21 protein-coding genes are annotated in these 19,218 nt (G+C 67.5%); 9 read left to right on the plus strand and 12 right to left on the minus strand.

The genetic code is table 11. The features are described from left to right. Positions 1–28 precede the first annotated feature (28 nt). Positions 29–808: a class I SAM-dependent methyltransferase gene (locus WDM86_17545; GenBank protein MEI9991826.1), complete on the minus strand. Its 780-nt coding sequence runs from the start codon at positions 806–808 to the stop codon at positions 29–31. A gap of 53 nt (positions 809–861) precedes the next feature. Further along, complete coding sequence (locus tag WDM86_17550; GenBank protein ID MEI9991827.1) at positions 862–1,227, minus strand: VOC family protein; 366 nt, start codon at positions 1,225–1,227, stop codon at positions 862–864. Positions 1,228–1,310: 83 nt separating this feature from the next. Here WDM86_17550 and WDM86_17555 point away from each other — a divergent pair, with 83 nt between their 5' ends. Beyond that, on the plus strand, positions 1,311–2,054 hold the full coding sequence (locus WDM86_17555; protein MEI9991828.1) for a helix-turn-helix transcriptional regulator: 744 nt from the start codon (positions 1,311–1,313) through the stop codon (positions 2,052–2,054). Positions 2,055–2,177: 123 nt separating this feature from the next. Here WDM86_17555 and WDM86_17560 read toward each other — a convergent pair whose 3' ends face one another. Together WDM86_17560 and WDM86_17565 are read right to left on the minus strand one after the other, a co-directional pair. Then, positions 2,178–2,609 carry a CBS domain-containing protein gene (locus WDM86_17560; GenBank protein MEI9991829.1) on the minus strand — a complete coding sequence of 144 codons (432 nt, stop codon included), beginning with the start codon at positions 2,607–2,609 and terminating at the stop codon, positions 2,178–2,180. Between the two features lie 176 nt (positions 2,610–2,785). Then, positions 2,786–4,027 (minus strand): sodium:proton antiporter, encoded by a 1,242-nt coding sequence (locus tag WDM86_17565; GenBank protein ID MEI9991830.1) that lies wholly within the window; start codon positions 4,025–4,027, stop codon positions 2,786–2,788. 379 nt (positions 4,028–4,406) lie between these two features. Here WDM86_17565 and WDM86_17570 point away from each other — a divergent pair, with 379 nt between their 5' ends. From WDM86_17570 to WDM86_17580, 3 genes are all read left to right on the plus strand, one after another. After that, positions 4,407–5,357 (plus strand): IS110 family transposase, encoded by a 951-nt coding sequence (locus WDM86_17570; GenBank protein MEI9991831.1) that lies wholly within the window; start codon positions 4,407–4,409, stop codon positions 5,355–5,357. Between the two features lie 201 nt (positions 5,358–5,558). Further along, complete coding sequence (locus WDM86_17575) at positions 5,559–6,407, plus strand: universal stress protein (GenBank protein MEI9991832.1); 849 nt, start codon at positions 5,559–5,561, stop codon at positions 6,405–6,407. A gap of 28 nt (positions 6,408–6,435) precedes the next feature. Continuing rightward, complete coding sequence (locus WDM86_17580; protein MEI9991833.1) at positions 6,436–7,473, plus strand: zinc-dependent alcohol dehydrogenase family protein; 1,038 nt, start codon at positions 6,436–6,438, stop codon at positions 7,471–7,473. A gap of 126 nt (positions 7,474–7,599) precedes the next feature. On the opposite strand, the gene WDM86_17585 is transcribed toward WDM86_17580, so the two are convergent. Next, positions 7,600–8,415 (minus strand): LD-carboxypeptidase, encoded by an 816-nt coding sequence (locus tag WDM86_17585; protein MEI9991834.1) that lies wholly within the window; start codon positions 8,413–8,415, stop codon positions 7,600–7,602. Positions 8,416–8,463: 48 nt separating this feature from the next. On the opposite strand from WDM86_17585, the gene WDM86_17590 reads away from it, so the two are divergent. Both WDM86_17590 and WDM86_17595 read left to right on the plus strand, forming a co-directional pair. After that, positions 8,464–9,879 carry a Mur ligase family protein gene (locus WDM86_17590; GenBank protein MEI9991835.1) on the plus strand — a complete coding sequence of 472 codons (1,416 nt, stop codon included), beginning with the start codon at positions 8,464–8,466 and terminating at the stop codon, positions 9,877–9,879. Continuing rightward, entirely contained in the window at positions 9,876–11,303 is a 1,428-nt protein-coding gene (locus WDM86_17595) for an MFS transporter (protein MEI9991836.1), read from the plus strand. The genes WDM86_17590 and WDM86_17595 overlap by 4 nt, the downstream gene beginning before the upstream one ends. 9 nt (positions 11,304–11,312) lie before the next feature. Here WDM86_17595 and WDM86_17600 read toward each other — a convergent pair whose 3' ends face one another. Next, a complete protein-coding gene (locus WDM86_17600) occupies positions 11,313–11,984 on the minus strand; it encodes a hypothetical protein (GenBank protein MEI9991837.1) in 672 nt (223 codons plus the stop codon). An 82-nt stretch (positions 11,985–12,066) separates the two neighbouring features. Here WDM86_17600 and WDM86_17605 point away from each other — a divergent pair, with 82 nt between their 5' ends. Next, positions 12,067–12,810 (plus strand): SDR family oxidoreductase, encoded by a 744-nt coding sequence (locus tag WDM86_17605; protein ID MEI9991838.1) that lies wholly within the window; start codon positions 12,067–12,069, stop codon positions 12,808–12,810. Positions 12,811–12,918: 108 nt separating this feature from the next. Here the strand turns inward: WDM86_17605 and WDM86_17610 are convergent, their stop codons facing one another. Next, positions 12,919–13,161, minus strand: coding sequence for a GIY-YIG nuclease family protein (locus WDM86_17610; GenBank protein ID MEI9991839.1), 243 nt, complete (start codon positions 13,159–13,161; stop codon positions 12,919–12,921). Positions 13,162–13,163: 2 nt separating this feature from the next. Continuing rightward, on the minus strand, positions 13,164–14,174 hold the full coding sequence (dusB, locus tag WDM86_17615; GenBank protein ID MEI9991840.1) for a tRNA dihydrouridine synthase DusB: 1,011 nt from the start codon (positions 14,172–14,174) through the stop codon (positions 13,164–13,166). Positions 14,175–14,238: 64 nt separating this feature from the next. Between dusB and WDM86_17620 the strand changes: the two genes are divergently transcribed. Further along, the gene (locus WDM86_17620; protein ID MEI9991841.1) at positions 14,239–14,652 is read left to right on the plus strand and encodes a response regulator transcription factor; all 414 of its coding nucleotides are present in this window, start codon (positions 14,239–14,241) and stop codon (positions 14,650–14,652) included. A 293-nt stretch (positions 14,653–14,945) separates the two neighbouring features. Further along, a complete protein-coding gene (locus WDM86_17625) occupies positions 14,946–15,476 on the plus strand; it encodes a DUF4199 domain-containing protein (protein ID MEI9991842.1) in 531 nt (176 codons plus the stop codon). A 6-nt stretch (positions 15,477–15,482) separates the two neighbouring features. Here WDM86_17625 and WDM86_17630 read toward each other — a convergent pair whose 3' ends face one another. The 4 genes from WDM86_17630 to WDM86_17645 form a co-directional block, all read right to left on the minus strand. Continuing rightward, positions 15,483–15,968: an FKBP-type peptidyl-prolyl cis-trans isomerase gene (locus tag WDM86_17630; protein MEI9991843.1), complete on the minus strand. Its 486-nt coding sequence runs from the start codon at positions 15,966–15,968 to the stop codon at positions 15,483–15,485. 58 nt (positions 15,969–16,026) lie between these two features. Further along, positions 16,027–16,788 (minus strand): YdcF family protein, encoded by a 762-nt coding sequence (locus tag WDM86_17635; protein MEI9991844.1) that lies wholly within the window; start codon positions 16,786–16,788, stop codon positions 16,027–16,029. Between the two features lie 232 nt (positions 16,789–17,020). After that, positions 17,021–18,256, minus strand: coding sequence for an acyl-CoA dehydrogenase family protein (locus WDM86_17640; GenBank protein MEI9991845.1), 1,236 nt, complete (start codon positions 18,254–18,256; stop codon positions 17,021–17,023). Positions 18,257–18,551: 295 nt separating this feature from the next. Next, positions 18,552–19,175 (minus strand): glycoside hydrolase family 25 protein, encoded by a 624-nt coding sequence (locus WDM86_17645; protein MEI9991846.1) that lies wholly within the window; start codon positions 19,173–19,175, stop codon positions 18,552–18,554. Between the last annotated feature and the right edge of the window lie 43 nt (positions 19,176–19,218).

Here is a 19,218-nt window from a genome sequence, read left to right on the forward strand (position 1 = left end):
TTCCGTCGGTTCCGCGCGCGTACAATTGTCATCCCTTCACGCTCATCTCCAATCCGCCATCGAAAGGCAGCGTCAGCGTGGTGAAGCCGTTCGCCGCGAGTGTCGCGAAGTAGTCGCCGTATTGGCGGCGATAGGTGTCGGTGTTGTCGGCGACCGCGATGGCGCCGGGGCGCATGTGCGGCGCGACCAAGGCGAGCGTCGGCGCCGCCATCTCGGTCCAGATGTCGCAGAGCAGGAAATCGACCGGGCCTTCCAGGTCCTTCAGCGTCTCGCGCAGATCGCCTTCGCGCAGATCGACGAATTCCGAAAGGCCGGCGGCGGCGAAATTGGCGCGCGCGGCTTTCGCCTTCGCCGGTTCATATTCGGTGGCGATGACGACGCCGCCGGAGCTGTTCGATGGCCCATCGCTTTGCTGCTTGAGGCCGGAGTCATTCGATGGCCTATCGCTTCGCTGCTTGAGGCCGGAGTCATTCGATGGCCTATCGCTTCGCTGCTTGAGGCCGGCATTGTCGCGCACCGCGGCGGCCAGATAGAGCGTCGAGACGCCATGGGACGTGCCGGCCTCCACCACGCGGCGGGCGCGCAGGGCGCGGCACAGCGCGTAGCAGAATTCGCCCTTCTCCTTCTCCAGCGCCACCAGCTTGTCGGCGAAGAAGCGGTCGGACTCGGCGTCGAACCGGTCCCAGCTCAGCGTGCCCTCCTTGGCGCGGCGCGCGAAATAGGCGCGCATCGCGGCGGATTGGCCGTCGCTTTCCTCGTGCAAGGCCGCGAGCAAGGCTTCGAGCTTCGGATCGTTCAGCACGCTCATGCGGCGCCGCCCAGGGTGTCGGGATAGACGGGATTTTCCATCGCGGGTCTCCTTCAGCTTTCGTCGTCGTATTGCATCGCGCCCAGGCGATTGGCTTCGGTGTCGGTGAAGTGGATCAGCGTGCCCACCGTCTCGATGTGCGATTTCTGCATGACGATCACGCCGCCGGCGGCCACGACTTTGCGCGCGATGTCGTCGATGTCGGCGACGCCGACGGTGAGCTCGAAGGAGCGCGGATGGGTGCCAACCAGGGGCTCGTGGCGCTGCTGCAGCGCGCCGGGCAGGCCGGCGCCGTGGATCAGGTAGAAGCCGGGCGGGCCCCAATCCTCGAAAGTCCAGCCGAACACGGCTTCGTAGAATTTGCGCGCCCGCTCGACATCGGCGGCGGTGATGGCGAAGAAGCGGATGTGGTTGGCCATGGCGTCTCCCTTGGGGGCAGTTTTGCCCGGCGGCGCGTGGCGCGATATCATTAGAACGACAACTTTTATCGGGAAGGCGACAAGTGGCGGATTACGCCCTGCGCAGCCTGGGGCAGAGCTTTTCGAGCGGCCATGTCCTGGCGCCGCACGCCCATCCCTGGGGCCAGCTCATCTACGCCATCAGCGGCACGATGCAGGTCGCGGCCGGCAACACGCTGTGGCTGGTGCCGCCGACCCGCGCGTTGTGGGCGCCGGCCGGCGTGACGCACGCCATCGAGATGCGCGGCGCCGTCGCGATGCGCACGATCTATGTGCCGGCCGCGCGGGCCGAGGCGCTGCCGCGCACGGTGCACGCCATCGATATCGCGCCGCTGCTGCGCGAGATGATCGTGCACATCGTGGGCCTGCGCATGCTGCGCGCCGAGGAGGCGTCGCACCGGCATCTGGCGGCGGTGTTCCTCGATCTCGTCGCGGCGGCGCCGAGCCTGCCGCTGTTCGTGCCGATGCCTGAGGACAGCCGCGCCGCCGCCGTCGCGCGGCTGCTGCGGGACGATCCGGCGCGCGAGGACGGCATCGAGGCGCTGGCGCGACAGGTGGGCGCGAGCGTGCGCACGCTGCAGCGCGTCTTCCGCGAGGAGACCGGACTGCGCTTCGTGGAATGGCGCCAGCGGTTGCGGCTGCTGCACGCCATCGCGCTGTTGGAGCAGGGCGCGTCGGTCACCGAGGCGGGCGCGGCGGCGGGCTATGCCAGCACCAGCGCCTTCATCGCGGCGTTCCGCCAGCAGATGGGGGACACGCCATCGCGTTATGCGCGGCAGAGGGCGTGAGGGCAATGCAAAAAGTTGTCATGGCCCGCGAATGCGGGCCACCCAAGTGACGCGCGATCCGCCAGATGTCACCTGGGTCCGCCGCATTCGCGGCGGATGACACCATTTTTTATTGGCAACGTCTTAAGCCGCGGTGATGTATTCGCGCAGGGAGGTGGCTTCCTGGACAGTTTCCTCGATCCTGGTCTTCACCACGTCGCCGATCGAGACGATGCCCGCCACCATGCCGTTGTCCAGCACCGGCACGTGACGGAAACGGCCGATGGTCATCATCTCCATGATGTCCTGGACCGTGTCGGTCTCGGTGCAGGTCGCCACCGCGCGCGTCATGTACATGCTGACCGGACGGGCGAGCGCCGCGACGCTGCCGTCGGCGACGGCGCGAACCACGTCGCGCTCCGACAGGATGCCGGCGAGCATCCCGTTCGCGTCGCGCACGACGACGGCGCCGATGCGCTTGCGCGCCAGAAGGCGCGCGGCCTCCGACAGCGTGGCGTCGGCGGAAATGGCGACGACCTCGCGGCCCTTGTCGCCCAGGATGTGCTTGACCAGCATTTCGCGTGCTCCTCCAGCGAACTGTGGATAAATGCTGCTCCCGATTACTTCGCCCTACAAGGGAAACAATCCGTTCACGGTAAATTCGCAAGATTCGAACCGAGCAGGTGCAGCATGGGGTTTCACGCGGCGAACGCGGAGTTTTTGGCTTACCGGCGCCGTCCGTGAAATTTCCCTCAAGCTTTGCGCTCGATCCACCGCACCAGCGGGGTGAAGGTCAGGCCCTGCACGGTGATCGAGAAGGCCACCACGGCGTAGGTCACGGACAATAAGAGCGCCCGTTCCGGGCCGGCGGGGAGCGACAGGGCCAGCGCCAGCGACAGCGCGCCATGCAACCCGCCCCAGCCCAGGATCAGCGTCGGGCCGCGCTCGGCATCGCGCAGGCGGAACCATTGGCCCCAGGGCAGCACGACCGCAAACCGCGCAATGAGCACGATGGGGATCGCGGCGGCGATCAGGCCGGTCTCGTGCGCGGCGAACCGCACCGCGATCATCTCGACGCCGAGCAGGAGGAAGAGCAGCGCGTTCAGGATCTCGTCGACCAGGGTCCAGAAGGCGGTGAGGTAGCGCTCGGTCGCGCCCGCCATCGCCTTCTTCGCCCGCTCGCCGCCGAACAGCATGCCGGCGCCGACCACCGCGATGGCGCCCGACAGATGCAGCGCCTGCGCCGCGGCGTAGCTGCCCATCGCCAGCGCGATGGTCAGCGAGACCTCGACCGCGAAATCGTCGAGCAGGCCCATCAGACGGATGACGCCATAGCTCAGCGCCATGCCGAACAACAGGCCGCCCGCGGCCTCGACCACGATGTCGCCGACGACGGCGAGCGGGCTCGTGCCGGCGCCGCCGGCCGCGAGCGCGACCAGCGCGGTGAAGGCGACGATGCCGACGCCGTCGTTGAACAGCGCCTCGCCCTGGAGCACCACGGTGAGGGTCTTCGACAATTTCGTGTGGCGCACCGTCGCCAGCACGGCGACGGGATCGGTCGGGCTGATCAGGGCGCCGAACACCAGCGCCCAGGCGAGCGGCAGGCCAAGGCCGAGCGCATGCGCCACCGCCCACAGGCCGAAGCCGACGATGACGATGGAGGCCGCGACTCCCAGCGTCGCCAGCGCGCCGATGGAGAGCCAGCGCCGCCGCATCTCGCCGAGATCGACCTGCATCGCGCCGGCGAACAGCAGGAAGGCCAGCATGTAGCCGGTGACGGTGGAGGCGAAGTCGATGCGGTCGATATAGGCGGCGATCTCGCGCAGGCCGGCGAAATCGGGGAACAGGAGCTGGGCGGCATAGAGGACGGCGGCGGCGGCGAGGCCGGCGAGCAGCATCGCCACGCCATGCGGCAAATGCAGGGTCCTGGCGTTCAGCCAGCCCGCCAGGGCGACCACGGTCATCAGGGCGGCGACGAGCTCGAAGGGGGACATGGGGGAACTCTAACCTCGAAATCGCGTGGCGCGGAGGGAAACCGTCGTCATCGTCCGTCCTTCGCTGTTGCTAGTGTCCAGAGTCAGAAGTTCGCGGCACTCGGTGTCATCCGCCGCGAGTTCGTAGTGACAGCGTACGAACGGCGGACCCAGGTGAAACCTGCACGACCGCGGCAGATTTCACCTGGGTGGCCTGTATGTGTGTTCTTGCGGGCTTGTTAAGCTTGCCGGTGCTGCCGTAGCGCGCTGGGTGGCGGAACGATCCTTCGGATCGGTTCGAGACGCGGGTTTGCGCACGGCGGCATCGTAGGAGTTTGTCCGGACAGTCAGAAGGGCCGTCGCCGTGGCGGCGAGCCCGCATACAGGCGAGGACCATCTCATGACAGCACTTTGTGTTGCCGGGATCGACGTGTCGAAAGCCCGGCTGGATGTTTTTGTATTGCCGCAGCGCATCTCGTTGGCCTTCGACAATGCCGGGCGCGGGATCGCGGCGCTGCGCCGGCAATTGCAGCGTCGCGGCGTGCAGCGGGTCGTGCTGGAGGCCACCGGCGGGCTCGAGTATCCGGCCGCCCGGGCGTTGAGCGACGCCGGCCTTCAGGTCGCCCGCGTCCAGCCCGGCCGGGTGCGCGGCTATCGCAACTTCCTGGGCCGGCGGGCCAAGACCGATGCCCTCGACGCCGAACTCATCGCGCGCTTTGCTCTGGCCATGCCGGAGGATGACATCCGTCCCATTCCCAGCCAAAAGGCCGAAGCGATCCGCGGCCTGTCGGCCCGGCGCCGCCAACTGGTCGAGCTCCTGGTCCAGGAGAAGACCCGGCTGAAGATGACGCGCGACCGCTTCGTCCTTCAAAGCCTGCGAACCGTCATCGCCGGCCTCAACGCCGAACGCTGCCGCATCGAGGCCGCGCTCGCCCAGGCGATCGCGCAGGACGACGCCATCCGTCACAGGAACGAGCTGCTGCGCACGATTCCGGGGATCGGACCCGTCGTGGCATCCGTCCTCATCACCGACCTGCCCGAGCTGGGAAGCCTCAACCGCCATCAGGCCGCCAGCCTGGCCGGTCTTGCCCCCCATCCCCAGCGCAGCGGAACATCCCTGCGGAGCGATCATATCGGCGGCGGCCGCTCTTGCGTGCGAACCGCAGCCTATATGGCGGCGGTCTCCGCCATCCGCTGCAATCCCACCTTCAAGGCCTTCTATCGGCGGCTCGTCGACGCCGGAAAGCCCAGAAAAGTCGCCATCGTCGCCGTCGCGCGAAAGCTCATCGCTCTGGCAAACAGCATCGTCAAAGCCGATACCCCCTGGCATCCCGCCAAAATGCTTGACTGACAACACAGTCACCCGCAGTCGCGGGCCATGACACCTTCATTCTGCATGCGCCGGGCAATGACGGTTGTTGTTGAGATAGTTTCGATCGGGCGGACGGTCGCTCCCATCGCCCTGCCCTGCCGCAAGCAAGGTGCTTGACACCGATCAAGACGCTTTGGGCCGCGACGCGCGATGATCCAGCATTCGAAACGGAGTGGCGACATGTTCACAAGCGTCCTGGTGCCGAGCCTGACCTCGGTGTGCGACGAGCAGGCGATGGAGCTGGCCTGCAAGGTCGCCGGACCCGGACATGTCACCTTCCTCCATGTCCATCCCGACGCCCGCGAACTGGCGCGCTATACCGGCTCGCTGGACCTGGAAACCTCAATGTACACCACCCAGATCTGGGAGGCGATGGTGGCCGGCGACAAGTCCTGCGCCGAGCGCTCGCGCCGCATCTTCGATGCGTTCTGCGCCAGCCCCCGGCTCGCCACCGCCTCGGCCTCGTTCCGCGAGATGGACGGCAACAACCTGGACGCCACCATCGACGAGGCGCGCTATCATGACCTGGTCGTGATCGGCCGGCCGGCCGCACCGCAGGACATGACCATGGACGGCACTTCCGACGTGCTGGTCGATAGCGGACGGCCGCTGCTGCTGGCGCCGTCCACACCCTCTTCCAAGCCGCTCACCACGGTCGTCGTGGCGTGGAAGCCGGGCGCCGCCTCGGCGCGCGCGGTGGCGGCGGCGATGCCGCTGCTCGTCAAGGCCAGCAAGATCCATGTCCTCGGCATCGCCGAGGGCCGCGCCGACGAGGACGAGGTGCTCGCCTCCGCCGAGCGGCTGGCGGCGCATCTGCGCCGGCACGGGCTCAAGCCCCAGGCCGGCCATGTCCGCGCCGACGACCGAAATGCCGCAGAGGTCCTGCTCGAGGCGGCGGATCAGAAGCTGGAGGCCGGCGTTCTGGTGATGGGCGGCTATGGACACAGCCGCGCGCGCGAATTCGTCTTCGGCGGCTTCACGCGCGAGGTGCTGCACAAGGCGCCCCTGCCGGTGTTCATGAGCCACTGACGTCGCAAATACGACACGGAGAATTTCCATGAAAGCGCTCGTCTATCACGGTCCCGGACAGAAGGCCGTGGAAGAGCGGTCGATGCCGCGCATCGAAAATCCCAGCGACGCCATCGTGAAGGTCACCCGGACCACGATCTGCGGCACCGATCTGCACATCCTGAAGGGCGATGTCGCGACCTGCGCGCCGGGGCGCATCCTGGGCCATGAGGGCGTGGGCATCGTGGAGAGCGTGGGCGCCGGGGTCACCGCGTTCAAGAAGGGCGATCATGTGCTGATCTCCTGCATCTCGGCCTGCGGCAAGTGCGAGTATTGCCGGCGCGGCATGTATTCGCATTGCACGACGGGCGGCTGGATCCTGGGCAACACGATCGACGGCACGCAGGCGGAGTATGTCCGCACGCCGCATGCCGATACCAGCCTCTACCGCATCCCGCCGGGCGCCGACGAGGAGGCGCTCGTCATGCTGAGCGACATCCTGCCGACCGGGTTCGAATGCGGCGTCTTGAACGGCAAGGTCAAGCCGGGCGATACCGTGGCCATCGTCGGGGCCGGGCCGATCGGGCTCGCGACGCTGCTGACGGCGCAGTTCTATTCGCCGGCTGAGATCATCCTGATCGACCTCGACGAGAACCGGCTGGCGGTCGCCAAGCGTTTCGGCGCGACCAAGACGGTCAAGGCGGCGGCGGAGGAAGCGACGGCGGCGGTGATGAAGCTGACCGACGGGCGCGGCGTCGATGTCGCCATCGAGGCGGTCGGCGTGCCGGCGACGTTCGAATTGTGCGCCCAGATCGTCGGGCCGGGCGGCACCATCGCCAATATCGGCGTGCACGGCAAGAAGGTGGACCTGCACCTGGAGACGCTGTGGTCGCAGAACATTTCCATCACCACGCGGCTGGTCGACACGGTGTCGACGCCGATGCTGCTGAAGACGGTGCAGGCGGGCCGGATCGACGCGACCAAGCTGATCACGCACCGCTTCGCGTTCGCGGACATCCTGGACGCCTATGACACGTTCGGCCGCGCGGCGGAGACAGCGGCGCTGAAGGTCGTGATCGCGACGTGAATCGCCCAAAACCAAAACGTCGTCGCCCGCTTCATGCGGGCGACCCAATTTTCTTGTGCTCGCCAAATTGGGTTGCCCGGACAAGCCGGGCAATGACGGTTTATTGTTCGTAATTTCGCTTGGTTCTCAAATCCCAAACGGCACGATCTTGTTCGCCGCGTCGTGGCCGATGTCGGCGTCGCCCAGATAGGGAATGCCCGACACCGCGCACCAGTGGCGCGCGATCTCCTGCGGCGTCTGGCCGAAGGGCGGGTCGTTGTCGGGAATGTCGCTGACGCGGCCCAGCCTAATCCCGGCGCAGCGGCGCATGCCCGCGTTCGACGTGACGTGGAACATCAGCCGGTCGATGGCGTAGAGGTGCTCCGATACGTCTTCCAACATCACAATGTGACCCGCGAGGTCGGGCATCAAGGGCGTGCCGATCAGCATCGCCAGGATGGTGAGGTTGAACGCAACCGCCGGCGCCTTGCCGTCGAGGCTGGGTTCGAGACCGCTCCTGTCGCCATCCGCCAGATAGGCGAGCGCGCGCGCGACCGCCGCTTCGCCGCCGGCGCGGCGGATGTCGTGCGGGATGGGCCCATGCGCCACGCGGTAGCCGGCTCGGTAAAGACCGCCGAGCAAAAAGCCGCCATCGCTGTAGCCGAGATAGGTCTTGGCGCGGGCGGCGGGGCCCAGTCCCGCCAGCACCGCGTCGGCGATGCGGCCCGAGCCATAGCCGCCGCGCGCGAACCAGACGGCCGAGACGTTTTCATCGTTCGCGACTTCGAGGAAGGCGCGGGCGCGCGCCGAGTCGGCGCCGGCGAAGTGCCCTTCGGCCAGGAAACATTGCGGATGGAAGACGAGTTCGACGCGCCGGCCGAAGGCGGACGCGGCCAGCGCGGTCACGCGCTCGGCGGTTTGCGGCTGCAGCCGCGACGCCGGCGCGACGATGCCGATCTTCATCCAGGTCCCTCGCTTGTCACGCCGGTGTCCGGCTTATAGCGTCCGGCGATGGCACAAACGAGACCTTACTTCTTCTGCGGCATCGGCGGCAGCGGGATGCTTCCGCTGGCGCTCATTGTGAAAGCCCGCGGCTACGAGGTTGCCGGCTCCGACCGCGCGCTGGACCAGGGGCGGCTGGCGGCGAAGTTCGATTATCTGCGCCGCGCCGGCATCGAACTTTTCCCCCAGGACGGCAGCGGCGTGACGGCGCGCGAGACCATCGTCGTCACCTCGGCGGCGGTGGAGGAGACCATCCCCGACGTGCAGGCGGCGCGGCGGGTCGGCGCCACGCTGACGACCCGCGCCGAACTTCTGTCGCGGCTGTTCAACGAGGCGCCCAACGCCATCGGTGTCGCGGGCACCAGCGGCAAATCCACAACCACCGGCATGATCGGCTGGATCCTGTTCGCCTGCGGGCTCGACCCGACCGTGATGAACGGCGCGGTGATGATCAATTTCGCCAGCGACGACGCGCCGTTCGCCAGCGCGCTGGTCGGCACGAGCGATCTTTTCGTCAGCGAGGTCGACGAGAGCGACGGTTCCATCGCGCGCTACAGCCCCCGCGTCGCGGTGCTGAACAATGTCGCGCTGGATCACAAATCGATGGACGAATTGCGCGCCTTGTTCCGCGCCTTCGTCGCCAAGGCCGACCTGGCGGTGATCAATCTCGACAATGACGAGACCGCGACGCTCGCCTATGAGATGCCACCGGCCAAAAGGCTGACCTACAGCCTGTCCAATCCCAAGGCCGACCTCCTGGCGCAGGACATCGAACCCCTGCCCGGCGGCATCGCCTTTCAGGTCAGCGAGCGCAATGGCGGCGCGCCGGCGCGGGTCCGGCTCGCGGTGCCGGGGCGGCACAATGTCGCCAACGCGCTGGCGGCGATCGGGGCGGCGCGCGCGGCGGGCGTGTCGCTGGAAGAGGCGGCCCGGGCGCTCGGCGATTTCAAGGGCATCCGCCGGCGGCTCGAAATCGTCGGCGAGGCCAGGGGCGTCACGGTGTATGACGATTTCGCGCACAACCCGGACAAGATCGCCGCCACGCTGGCGACGTTGCACGACTTTCCGGGGCGCTTGCTGGTGATGTTCCAGCCGCATGGCTTTCGGCCCTTGAAGCTGATGAAGGACCTTTTCATCGACGGCTTCGCGCGCAACCTGAAGGAAGAGGACGTCCTCGTCATGCCCGAGCCGGTGTATTTCGGCGGCACGGTCGACCGCGGCGTGACCTCCGTCGACATCGTGCGCGGCGTCGAGGCGCGCGGGCGCGCCGCCCATGTGTTCGACGACCGCGAGGCGTGCGGCGCCAAGCTCTTGGCGCTGGCGCGCGCGGGCGACCGCATCGTGGTGATGGGGGCGCGCGACGACACGCTGTCGCAATTCGCGGCTGGGCTGGTCGAGGCAATCCGCGCGGGCTCGCGCCCATGAGCGGTCCCACGACGAAGAAATTGTCGCTTTCGACGATCCTGATCTTTTCGCTTTCCAACATGCCGATCGCCGCGATGGGCGTGGTGCCGTTCGTCTATCTGCCGCCCTATCTGTCCGGCCATCTGGGCCTTTCGCTCGGCCTGATCGGAGGGGTCTGGTTCACGGTGCGCGCCGTCGATCTCTTCATCGATCCGGTGCTCGCCCATTTCATGGACCGCACGCAGACCCGTTTCGGCCGCTACCGGGTGTGGCTGGCCGCCGGCGTGCCGCTGTTCATGCTGGCGACCTACATGCTGTTCCTGGCCTCGCCCGGCATCGGCGGCTATTACCTGTTCTTCTGGCTGTTCGCGTTCTACTTCGCCAATTCGATCCTCTACCTCGCCCAATGGGCGTGGAGCGCGACCCTGGCCACCCATTACGACGAGCGCTCGCGCGTCTTCGGCGTCAGCGCGGCGGTCGGCGTGGTGGCGGTCGTCGCCTCCCTGCTGATCCCGGTCTTCGCGCCGCTCGCCGGGATGTCGAGTGCCGAGGGCGTGCAGGCGATGGGCTGGGCGATCGTCGTCATGACGCCGGTCGGCGTCGGGCTCACGGTGTGGCGCACGCCGGAGCGCGTCAACAAGAACGCGGTGCAGCGCTTCGCGATCCGCGATTACTGGGAGATCGTCTCCAAGCCGGAGGTGGTGCGCCTCTTCCTCGCCCAGGTCGCGCTGACGCTGGGGCCGGGCTGGATGAGCGCGATGTACCTGTTCTATTTCCACGACGTGAAGGGCTTCGGCCAGCAGCAGGCGACGGTCCTGCTGCTCGTCTATATCCTGATCGGCATCGTCGGCGCGCCCTTGACCGCGCGGCTCTCGGCGCGCATCGGCAAGCATCGCACGCTGATGGTGACGACGGCGGGGTTCTCGGTCGCGCTGCTCAGCCTTCCGCTGGTGCCGTTCGGCAATGTGTGGGGCAGCGTGCCGGTGATGGCGTGGTGCGGCTTCATGGCGGCGGGGTTCGGCCTCACCATCAACGCGATGATGGCCGATGTCGGCGACGAGATCCGCCTGCAGCAGGGCCGCGAGCGCATCGGCCTGCTCTATTCGGTGCTCAGCATCGCCGGCAAGCTCACCGCCGCCTTCGCCATCGGGCTCAGCCTGCCGCTGCTGGAATATTTCGGCTATGTCGCCAGGGACGGCGCGCACAACACGCCGGCGGCGATCGGCGCGCTGCAATGGCTGTTCATCACCGGCCCGATCCTGTTCGTGATGCTGGGCGGGGTGTGCGTGTGGGGCTGGCGGCTGGACGCGGCCAAGCACGCCGACATCCGGGCGCAGCTCGAAGCGCGCGATGCCGCGCTGCTGGTCGAGGAGGCGGCGGTGGTGAGCGTCAGCGTGACGTCGCTGGTGCTGGCGGCGGAAGACGCGGCGAGCTTCAAACCCTAACTGTGGGCGCTAAGGCCGCGCGTCGTTCGCGGCTTTGGCGGCGTCGTTTTCGGGCTCGGCGTTGAAGCCCGACTGGGTGATCACGACCTTGTACACCGCGCCGTCGGCCAGCGGCATGTAGTTCGCGTCGCCGAATCTGCGGTCCTCGGTGTAGAACTGCGTCAGGAGCCAGTTGCGCCACGCGTCCGGCACATAGGAATTCACCGCCGGCTTGCCGATGAGGTCGCAGGACGTGATCGGCCGGCCATTGCCGCGCTCCGCGTTGAAATATTTGTTGGAGACCTGGTCGAGCGTGTAGGTCGCGTCGAGGCCCAGCACATTGGCCCACGCCTTCCACTTCTGCACCCGCCCGCCGATCAGCCATTCGTCGCCCTGCAGCCTGCAGGGCTGGTCGGGAATGGCGCCGTCGAGCCGGTGGACCGTCACCAGATAGAGATTGTGCGCCGGATCGAGCGCCTTGACGCGGACCTCGGCCACCGGGCCCTCATGCGTCAGCCGCGTGAAGAGCTGCATGTTGAGGCCGACCAGGCTGAGCGCCAGGCCGACCGCCGCCGCCAGCGTGCCGCCGACCATGCGCCGGCCGGCGCGGCCGTGCTCGCCCTGGAAGACGTTGCCGACGCCGCTGATCACGAAGAGCACGCCGAACACGGCCACGGCCACCGGCGCCAACCACCACAACATTCCCAAGGCTGTTCTCCCGCGAGCCGAGGCCCCACTGTAGCGGAGTTTGTGTCAAAATCCCGGTTCGGGACAGGAGAGTTCCATGCGGAAGATCGCCTTGGTTACCGGCGCGGGTAGCGGCATCGGCCGCGCCGTGGCGGTTGCGCTGGCTTTGGACGGCTATGCCGTGGTGCTGGCGGGGCGCCGGGCGGAGGCCTTGGCCGGGACGGCGGCGCTGGCGCCGGAGGCGACCATGGTGCCGGTGCCGACCGATGTCGCCGACGCGACGGCGGTAGCGGCGCTGTTCGCGGGCGTGAAGGCGCGGTTCGGCCGGCTCGACCTGCTGTTCAACAATGCCGGCACCGGGGCACCGCCGGTGGCGCTGGAGGACCTCACCCTGGCGCAATGGCAGGCGGTGGTGGACGTCAATCTGACCGGGCCGTTCCTGTGCACCCAGGGCGCGATGCGGCTGATGAAGGAACAGGCACCGCGCGGCGGGCGGATCATCAACAACGGCTCGATCTCGGCGCATGCGCCCAGGCCGAACTCGGCGCCCTATACCGCGACCAAGCATGCGATCACGGGGCTGACCAAGGCGACCGCGCTGGACGGGCGGGCGTTCGACATCGCCTGCGGCCAGATCGACATCGGCAATGCCGAGACGCCGATGACGGCGCGGATGCGCAAGGGCGTGCCGCAGCCTGACGGCACGCTGAGGCCCGAGGCGACGATGGACGTGGAGGCGGTGGCCAAGGCGGTGCTCTACATGGCGAGCCTGCCGCTGGATGCGAATGTGCTGAGCATGACGGTGATGGCGACGAAGATGCCGTTCGTGGGGCGGGGCTGAAGATGGAGTCACGCGGAGCCGCGGAGAACGCGGAGGGGATTGCTCCTCCGCGTTCTCCGCGGCTCCGCGTGCGATCAATTCCAAACCAAAAGCTGTCGGGCCATGACACTATTGGGAGCGGAGCATCGCTCGGAATATGCGGTCTCTCTTCAGAAACACCTCGCGCCGCATGGCGCCGTTCCGCGTGCGGTGGCGCTCGGCGTAGATCAGCGTCCATTTTCCGCCGCGCGTGAACTTGGCGCCGCTGCCGCCATTGTGCTGCTCCAGGCGGCGGTCGAGATCGAGCGTCCAGCCGACATAGGTCCGCTTCGGGCGCGACCTGCTCAGGAGGACATAGACGAAGGCGGCCATCGTCAGGCGGCGAGCGCGAGGCCGTCCGGCTGCCATAGCGCGGTCAGCGCGTCTTCCACCGCGCGCGGATCGGTGAGGCGGCACAGGCGCGATTTGGTCTCGCGGCGCGCTTCGGGTGACGCCGGCAGGCCGGCGGTCTCGATGTACCAGGCCAGATGCTTGCGGAAGATCTTCAGGCCCAGCCGGTCGCCGTAGAAGCCCAGCGAGTCGCGGAAATGATCGAGCACGATGGCGAGGCGTTCGTCCCGCGCCGGCTCGATCGCGTCGCCGCCGCCCTGCAGCGCGCGTTCGATCGCCGGGGCGATCCAGGGACGGCCATAGGCGCCGCGGCCGATCATCGCCGCGTCGGCGCCCGATTGCGCCAGGGCTTCGCGCGCGCTGGCGGCATCGACGATGTCGCCGTTGACGATCACGGGAATGGTCACGGCTGCCTTCACCTGCGCGACGGCGCGCCAGTCGGCTTTGCCGCCATAGAATTGCTGCCGCGTGCGGCCATGCACCGTGATGGCGCGGACGCCGAGCGCCTGTGCGCGGGCGGCGAGCTCGGGCGCGTTCCTGGAGGCGTCGTCCCAGCCCAGACGCATTTTCAGCGTCACGGGGCGGCGCGTTGCGTCCACCGTCGCGGCGATCAGGCGCTCGGCGAGGCCGAGGTCGCGCATCAGGGCCGAGCCGGAGAGCCCGCCGGTCACTTCCTTGGCCGGGCAGCCCATGTTGATATCGATGATGTCGGCGCCGGCGGCTTCCGCCATCCGCGCGCCCCGCGCCATCCATTCGGCGCGGCGGCCGACGAGTTGGATCACGGTCAGCTTCAAGCCGTCGCCGACCGCGGCGCGGCGCACCACGTCGGGGCGTCCGGCGGCGAACAGCTCGCAAGCCACCATCTCGGTCGCGACATAGGCGGCGCCGAGGCGCGAGGCGGCGCGGCGGAACGGCAGGTCCGACACGCCGGTCATCGGCGCGGTCAGGACGCGGCCGCCGATGGGGACGCCGCCGATGGAGAAGGTGCCGGTCATGACGCGGTTCTAACAGAGCGCGGGCGGTCTAGCGAACGCGCGGCGTTGTTGGCAAGCTTCGCCGATGTGGAAGGCCATTCTTCTCTATGCGTGCCTCTTGGCCGGCGGCGCTTTCGCGCTGCAATGGCTGCAATACCAATATGTCACGCGCATGTTCGCGACCGAGTTCTATGTCGGGCTGATCGCCCTGGCGTTCGCCGGGCTGGGCGTGTGGGCCGGCTACCGGCTGACGCCGCGCCGAGCCGCCGAGGCGTTCGAGCGCAACGCCGCCGCGCTCCGCTCGCTCGGGGTCACGGAGCGCGAGGTCGCGGTGCTCGATCTCCTGGCGGCCGGGCAGTCGAACAAGGAGATCGCCCGCAGCCTGGGCGTGTCGCCAAATACGGTGAAGTCGCACATCCTGCACCTGTTCGAGAAGCTGGAGGTGCAGCGGCGGACCCAGGCGGTGCGGAAGGCGCGGGAGCTCAGGCTGGTGCGGTAGGGGCATTGCCCAGACCCGTCGTCATGGCCGGCCCCCAGAGCCGCCATCCATCCGGCGCGCGTTAGCGCGCCAAGGACTCACGCGGAGCCGCGGAGAACGCGGAGATTCAAGAAGAACTCCGCGTTCTCCGCGGCTCCGCGCGAATCTATCTGCGCTTCGCGCGATGGATGGGCGGGGAGAGCGGGGGTCCCCAAAACCGCCGATTTCCGGCGATTCACCCTTTCGGGCGATACCGCGATGGCGCCGGGCGTGGCTATGCTCGGCCCTCGTTCGTCGCATATCGGGGGATCGCCATGCTCAGGATTTCGCTCGTCTTCGGCTCCATCGCGGGCCTCATCGTCATCCTCGTCCTGATCGCCGGGCTGACCGTGCTGCGCGGCCTGAGCTTCATCACGACCGAATGGTTCGGCTATCTCAGCATGATCGTGGCGCTGTCGATGATCTTCCTCGGCATCAAGCGCTATCGCGACAACGAGAAGGGCGGCGTCATCAAATTCCTGCCCGCGTTCCTCCTGGGGCTGGCCATCGCCGTCGTGGCCGGCGTCATCTATGCCCTGGTGTGGGAGATTTACCTCGCCTCCACCGGCTATCATTTCATGGACGCCTATGTCGCCGGCCTGATCGCGGCGCAGAAGGCGCATGGGGTGACCGGCGCGGCGCTGGCGGCGCAGGTCGCGCAACTGAACGCGATGAAGGCGCAATACGCCAATCCGCTGTTCCGCCTGCCGATGACGTTCCTCGAGATTTTCCCCGTCGGGCTGATCATCGCGCTGATCTCCGCCGCGGTGCTGCGCAATCCGCGCGTGCTGCCGGCGCGGGCGTGAGGCGGCCTATTCCCGCGGCGGGGGCTGCACGGCGATGAGCTGCATGTTGAACACCAGGGTCTGGTTCGGACCGATGTCGGCGCCGGCGCCCTCCGCGCCATAGCCGAGGTCGGCCGGGATCACGATCTGCCACTCGTCGCCGACATGCATCAGCCGGAGCGCCTCGACCCAGCCGGGGATGAGCTGGCCGGCCGGGAAGCTGGCGGTTTGGCCGGGCTGGGTGCGGTCGAAGACATGGCCGTCGATCGTCCAGCCCTTGTAGGTCACGGTGACGGTATCGGCGGGGCTCGTCACCTGCTTGCCATGGCCGGCGTTGATGACGCGGTATTGCAGCCCGTCGGGCAGCGTCTTGACGTCCTTGCGCGCGCCGTTGTCGGCGAGGAATTTGGCGTTGGATTCCGGCGTCAGATCGTATTGCGGCGCCCCCGCCTTGTCGCCGCAACCGGCGAGCAGGAGGACAGCGAACAGCGCGGCGGCATAAGGCACATGCATGGCAAATCACTTTCCCGTCGAAGCGGCGGGACCATATCAGAATTCGCCGCCGCGTCCGCTAGCGCGCCCGCCCGGTCAGCCGGTAGGCGGCGAGCCCGATCCACTCATGCAGCGCACTGTCGATCTCCACCAGGCCGTCGGAGGGAGAGCCGAGATACACGCCGGCGCCGGCGGTCGAGATGTAGTCCGACGGCCAGGGCACCATCGTCCAGCCGAGCCTTCGCGCGATCGCCATGGCGCGCGGCATGTGGACCGCCGAGGTGACCAGCAGCCAGGTCTCGCCCGGCCTGGGCCGCGCCAGCTTCATCGAATTGACGAGGTTCTCGCCGGTGTCGAGCGAGGTGCGCTCGTACAGCACGCGGCCGGGCGCGAGGCCCATCGCGAGGAAGGCGTGTTCGGCGGCCGCGTGCTCCGCCTCGCGCTGGCGGGCATTTCTGCCGACGATGCCGGAGAAGACCAGCTTCGCGCCCGGAAAGCGCCGGGCGAGCTCGGCGCCGGCGAGCAGCCGCAACGGCGTCTCGGTCAGGCCCAGAACGCCGCGATCGGCGAAGACGCGGCCGTTCATCGAACCGTCCAGCACCACGATGCCGTCGACATGCGCCGGCAAAGCGGGGCGCGGATAGGCGTTCTCCAGCGGCCGCGCCAGGATCTGATCGATCGGGAGGAACAGCACGCCGAAAAGCAGGACGGCCGCGCCGGCGAACAGGCGCTGCTGCAGCACGCGGCGCCCATAGCGGCCGGCGACGAACGCCGCGATCATCAAATAGAAAACCCAGCCGGCCGGATCGACCAGATAGCGGGTCAAGAGGTAATAGATCACGGCGCGGTCCCCCCCGAACGAAACGAAACGGCGCGCCGAGCTTAGCGCGCCGCCCCGTCCGCCGCTCGACTTTCGCGCGGCCGGTGCATTTCCTTTTGGGCTGAAACTCCAAACTCAAAGTCGTCATCGCCCGCTTCATGCGGGCGATCCAATTTTGCCGCGCGAAAAATGGATTGCCCGGACAAGCCGGGCAATGACGGCTTGCAAATGGATGACCTTACGCCGAACAGCCCTACAGCAGATCCCCGCCGGTCGCCGACGCCGTCGTGCCGTATTGCTTGTAGGCCTTGATGACGTTGCGGCCCGTGGTCCATTTGTGGACCTCGTCCGGGCCGTCGACCAGCCGCTGCGAGCGGATATGGGTGTACCAGCCGGCCAAGGGCGTATCCATCGAATAGCCCAGCGCGCCGTGAAGCTGGATCGCGGTGTCCACCACCTTGTGCACCATGTTGGCGAGATAGACCTTGGCGATGCCGTTCTCGTTGCGCAGGTCCAGCCCCTTCTCGGCCTTGTAGGCGATGTGCAGGATCATCAGGCGGGCGATGTAGATCTGGCTGGCGCATTCGGCCAGCATGAACTGCACCGCCTGGCGCTCGTCGAGCTTCTTGCCGAAGGTCGTGCGGCTGGTGACGTGCTTGACCGCGAGGTCGAGGGCGCGCTGCGCCATCGAGACATTGTGCATGCCATGCCTGAGGCGCCCATAGGCCAGGCGATGCTGGCCCATGTTGAAGCCGTTGCCCTCGCCGCCCAGAAGGTTCTCCGCCGGCACTTCGAGATCGGTGATCTCGATCTCCGAATGGCCGCCGCCGAGGATGTGGCTGAGCGGGCCTTCCGCCGCCATCGTCTTGATGTCGCGTTTGATCTTGTAGCCGGGGTTGGGCAGCTCGACCAGGAAGGTCGAGAATTGCTGGTGGCGCGGCGCGTCCGGATTGGTCTTGGCCATCACCAGCGCGATGTCGGCGACGCTGGCGGCGCTCGAAAACCATTTCTCCCCGTTCAGCACATAGGTGGAATTGCCCTTCTTCTCGGCGCGGGTCTGCATGCCGGTGGCATCGGCGCCGGCCGCCTTCTCGGTCATCGAATAGCAGATGCGCTTTTCGCCGTTGAGCAGCGGCTTGAGGAATTTCTCCTTCTGGAAATCGGTGCCGTTCTGCAACAGCGTCAGCATGGTCGCGTCGTCGGGGCCCTGGGTGTTCATCGAGAGGGCGCCGAGATAGCTCTCGCCGAGCTCCATCTGCACCAGCGCGTTGGCGAGCGGGCCGAGACCCATGCCGCCATATTCCTTGGGGATGAACGGGCACCACAGGCCCTGCTCGCGGGCCTTCTTGCGCAGGGCGCCGAGCGTCGTCTTGTAGTCGGCGCCGGCGAGCAGCTTTTCCTGCGCCGGGATGCATTCGTCCTGCACCCATTGGCGGACCTTTTCGCGGATCGCCTTGGCTTCCGCCGGAATCTCGAAGTCGATGGCCATGTCTGTTTCCTCTCCTGGAATGATCGATGGCGCGATTGTACGGCCAAGCCGCGCATCGCCGCCATCGCTTCCGGTGGGGAACGATCGCGGTTTCGATGACCGAGGAGAAGGGAGCGCTGGAGTCCCGAACGGGACGTTTGCTGAATTCAACATAAAGGTGTCATGGCCCGCGAATGCGGGCCACCCAGGTGATACCGCTCCGCAGGTGCAGGTTTCACCTGGGTCCGCCGCATTCGCGGCGGATGACACCGAGTGGTGTGAACGTCCCTTTCAGGACACTAGCGGACCGTGGCCCTCAGCTCGCCCATTGCGTGGCAAGCTCGGCGTCGGTGCCGTCGAAGGTGTCGATGTCCGGCGAGCCGAGGCCCGGCGCGGCGTGCGGCGTCGGGCCGTTATGGCCGTCGGTGTATTGCCACAGCCAATAGGATTTCCAGGTCGGCGGAATGAGGGCGGCGTTGCCGTATTGCGCCCACCACAGCCGGTGCTGCGCCAGATAGGGATCGACCGTCGTGCCGAGCTTGGACTTCAGATAGGAGCCGCCATAGAGCACCGCCTTGCGGCCGAGCTTGGCCTCGATCGCCTTCAGGAACTGCTTGGCCTGGGGCAGCGACATCGTCTGGGCGGGCGAAGCTTCGTTCTGCTCGAAATCCAGCGCGACCAGCGTGGAAGCATCGGGCTTGACCACCGAGAGAAATTTGGCGACCTGGGCATCGACATCGGCGCTGGTGCCGAAGTGATAGGCGCCCCATAGAAGGCCGGCCTTCTTGGCCTGCACCGCGCGCGCGGCGTATTTGGCGTCGACATAGCCGGAGCCCTGCGTCGCCTTGTGGACGATGCCGAGCACCCCGCCCGCCTTGGCGGCGGCGAAGTCCGGCGTCGGGCTGTAATGCGACAGGTCGACGACCTTGAAATTGGGCATGTTCTATCTCCCCGCAATTGTCCGATTGACCGTCGAGCGCGAA

Source organism: Rhizomicrobium sp., from assembly GCA_037200045.1.
GTDB lineage: Bacteria > Pseudomonadota > Alphaproteobacteria > Micropepsales > Micropepsaceae > Rhizomicrobium.